4 protein-coding genes and 1 pseudogene are annotated in these 3,261 nt (G+C 48.9%); 3 read left to right on the plus strand and 2 right to left on the minus strand.

From position 1 onward, the window contains the following. Positions 1 to 370: 370 nt before the first annotated feature. The gene (locus ACTNEW_RS16115; RefSeq protein WP_441062813.1) at positions 371 to 547 is read right to left on the minus strand and encodes a hypothetical protein; all 177 of its coding nucleotides are present in this window, start codon (positions 545 to 547) and stop codon (positions 371 to 373) included. On the opposite strand from ACTNEW_RS16115, the pseudogene ACTNEW_RS16120 reads away from it, so the two are divergent. After that, positions 467 to 655 (plus strand): annotated as a pseudogene (locus ACTNEW_RS16120) (DUF6431 domain-containing protein); the annotation flags it as partial. The gene ACTNEW_RS16115 and the pseudogene ACTNEW_RS16120 sit on opposite strands and share 81 nt — an antisense overlap. Before the next feature lie 15 nt (positions 656 to 670). Here ACTNEW_RS16120 and ACTNEW_RS16125 read toward each other — a convergent pair. Beyond that, entirely contained in the window at positions 671 to 895 is a 225-nt protein-coding gene (locus ACTNEW_RS16125; protein WP_441062815.1) for a hypothetical protein, read from the minus strand. A gap of 85 nt (positions 896 to 980) precedes the next feature. On the opposite strand from ACTNEW_RS16125, the gene ACTNEW_RS16130 reads away from it, so the two are divergent. Both ACTNEW_RS16130 and ACTNEW_RS16135 read left to right on the plus strand, forming a co-directional pair. Beyond that, complete coding sequence (locus ACTNEW_RS16130; RefSeq protein WP_441062809.1) at positions 981 to 2,243, plus strand: DDE-type integrase/transposase/recombinase; 1,263 nt, start codon at positions 981 to 983, stop codon at positions 2,241 to 2,243. Positions 2,244 to 2,245: 2 nt separating this feature from the next. Beyond that, positions 2,246 to 3,052, plus strand: coding sequence for an ExeA family protein (locus tag ACTNEW_RS16135; RefSeq protein ID WP_441062811.1), 807 nt, complete (start codon positions 2,246 to 2,248; stop codon positions 3,050 to 3,052). Positions 3,053 to 3,261: the final 209 nt, after the last annotated feature.

A 3,261-nucleotide genomic window follows, 5' to 3' on the forward strand; every position in this document is an offset into this window, starting at 1 on the left:
TGTCCCGCGTCGAATTATAGTTCTCACCTACCGCAACTATACGGCAGATTATTTTCGGAACATCCCTTTTCATGTCTATCTTAACGTGCTGTGTTTTACGGCACGTTTTTTTCTGTTTATCTTGACCATTTCTTCCCTTACCCGTATAGTATTCCATGAAACTAAAAAAAGAGAAAGAACAGCCCCTACCACAGTTCGTTCTTTCTCTCATCTCATGTGTGTGCCGCAAGCAGTGCCTTGAACAGGATCTGTGTCCTAATGATAGTGGCCCTCTGCTGATAGCAGTCACATCAACACTATTATGATAAGAAAAAACTCCCTGTTTTGCAAGTTAATTCGTATTAAATCTTCTTCTAAATTGCTTTTTGATTCATTTATGGCTGGTTTTCTCCCAGAGAAGGAAGTCTGCCCTTGTTGTGGTGCCTCCCACACTTGCCACTCCCATGCCTCCTATGAACGGAATCTCATTGACTTTATCTCCGGAAGACCGGTTTATCATACCGTCTGTATCTGCCGGGTTATCTGCAGAAGCTGCGGGCATACCCATGCCATTCTCCCTGATCTGATCATCCCCTACAGTACTTATGGCCTGTTTTTTATCCTCCGTGTCATTGCCGAGTATCTTACCGGAAGATATACTGTCGAGCAGCTTTGTTCCAGATTTGATATCTCACACTCCATGCTCTACCGCTGGTATTCCCTGTTCCTCTCCCACAAGCAGGAATGGCTCGGTATGCTCACTTCCGCCGAGACTTCCTCTTTTGCTTTCCTGAAATCGCTCTGCAGGATCCCTGAATTCTCTGCTGTTGCCTCCGCTTTCGTGCTCCATACTTCGTTTTCCTTTCTCCAGTCCCACAGAAATCCGGCGCCATACCGCCAGACCGTATTCTGACATATCCGGGTTTTCCACCGGCCACACGACACGGGCATTCCTTCTTGCACTCCTTTGTTTTACCATAGTCTCAAGGAGGGATTACACTATGAATGAACACAAAGAAGAAATCCGTAAAGCTGCTGAAGTCGCCCAGTTCCGCTTCGGCATCATCGCACCCGTCATCCAGGATCTCTATCCGGATGCTTCCAGAACTGCTTTCTACAAACGCGTGGCAGCTTCACCATTCACGCTTCCTGATGGTTCCGTTGTGGAGTATAACTATAAGACCATCGAAAAATGGGTCTCCATGTACCAGCGCGGCGGGCTTGAGGCACTGATGCCCCATCCACGCTCTGACAAAGGCCTTACCAGGGTACTCCCGGATACTGCCATCGAAGAGATCTACCGCCTCAAAAAGGAGTTTCCCAGGCTCAATGCCACCCAGATCCACCAACACCTGGTCGCCGATTCCTTTATCCCGGCCACCGTCAGTGTCTGTGCTGTCCAGCGTTTTATCAAAAGGAACGACCTGAAATCTGCACGTGACCCCAACATTCGTGACCGCAAAGCCTTCGAAGAAGATGAATTCGGCAAGATCTGGCAGGCGGATACATGCTACTTCCCACACATTACGGAAGATGGAAAGTCCCGGCGCGTTTACTGCGTCATGATCATCGATGACCATTCCCGTCTCCTGGTCGGCGGCTGCCTCTTTTATAACGACAATGCCTACAACTTCCAGAAAGTCCTCAAGGATGCCATCGCCACTTATGGTCTGCCCGACAAGCTGCTGGTCGATAATGGTTCTCCTTATTCCAATGAGCAGCTTTCCATGATCTGTGTCGCCCTCGGCATTGTCCTGATCCATACACGTCCAAGGGACGGCGCCTCCAAAGGCAAATCGGAGAGACAGTGGCGCACCCTGAAGGAACGCTGGTTATACTCCCTTGATCCTTCACGCATCACTTCCCTGGCACAGTTCAACTCCATGCTCAGGGATTACATGCGCTCCTACAACACCACCGTCCATTCCGGCATCAGCTGTACTCCTATGGAACGTTACCGGAACACGAAAGACCATCCCCGCATCCCTGAATCACGGGAATGGCTGGATAACTGTTTCTTCAACCGCATTACCCGCAAAGTACGCAAAGATTCCACAGTCTCCATTGACAAAATCAGCTATGACTGTCCCATGCAGTTTATCTCATCCACAGTAGAGATCCGCTTCCTTCCCGACGACATGGATTCTGCTTTCATCTTATATGAAGGAAACCGTTTCCCGATCCGTAAGACCAATAAATATGAAAACTGTCACACCAGGCGTAACAATGGACCTGCACTTGACTATTCAAAGATCGGAGGATGACCATGGTTTATAACTCTTTCTATGGACTTACTTTCAACCCTTTTGACAAACAGCAGCTCAAAGAAAAGGACTGCTTCCGTTCCAAAGACTTTATGGAAATGAATGTCCGTCTCAACCACCTGAAAAACATCAGGGGGATCGGGGTTTTTACCGCACTTCCCGGCATGGGGAAATCCTATGCCCTGCGGTGTTTTGCCAAAAGCCTGAACCCCAACCAGTACCACATGGAGTATATGTGCCTGTCCACCATCAGTGTCGCTGACTTCTACAAACAGTTCTGTTCCATCCTGGGTGTCTCTGACAAGGGTGGTAAACCGGCCATGTTCAAGGCCATCCAGGAACAGATCACCTACCTGTACCGCGACAAGCACCAGCCCCTGCTCCTTGCCATCGATGAAGCCCAGTACCTCAGCAATGGCATCCTTAATGACATCAAGATGCTCATGAATTACGGCTATGATTCCCTGAACTGCTTTACCCTGATCCTCTGCGGTGAGTCACACCTCAATGACATCCTCCGCAAGCCGATCCATGAAGCACTCCGTCAGCGCATCACTATCCATTATAATTATGAAGGGCTCGATGACCATGAAGTATCCGAATATATCCTTCACAAACTGAACTGTGCCGGTGCTTCACGCAGCATCATCAGCGAAGCTGCCCTTGGTGCTATCCACGGATACTCCCGCGGCAATCCGCGCCTCATCGATAACCTCATGACGGACGCCCTGACAATCGGTGCCCAGCAGGAACGCCAGGTCATTGATGACGAGATCATCCTCGCTGCAGTCAATAATCAAAACTTTTGAACCATAATTATTCAATTTTTAAGGCTGTGACCACGTTTGTGCTCATGGCCTTATCTTAAAAGAGCCGCCTGCTCTTTTAAGATAAAGCTACGAGATTGTGCCGTTTCTCCGCTGACAAAGTGATTTATGCAGACTGACAGCGCAGTCAGGGAGATAAAAGCATCTATTATAACGTGCCGTTAGCTCCGCTGACAATTCGCCGTTTCACA

The sequence above is a fragment of the Blautia sp. HCP3S3_G3 genome (genome assembly GCF_052063365.1).
GTDB lineage: Bacteria > Bacillota > Clostridia > Lachnospirales > Lachnospiraceae > Blautia_A.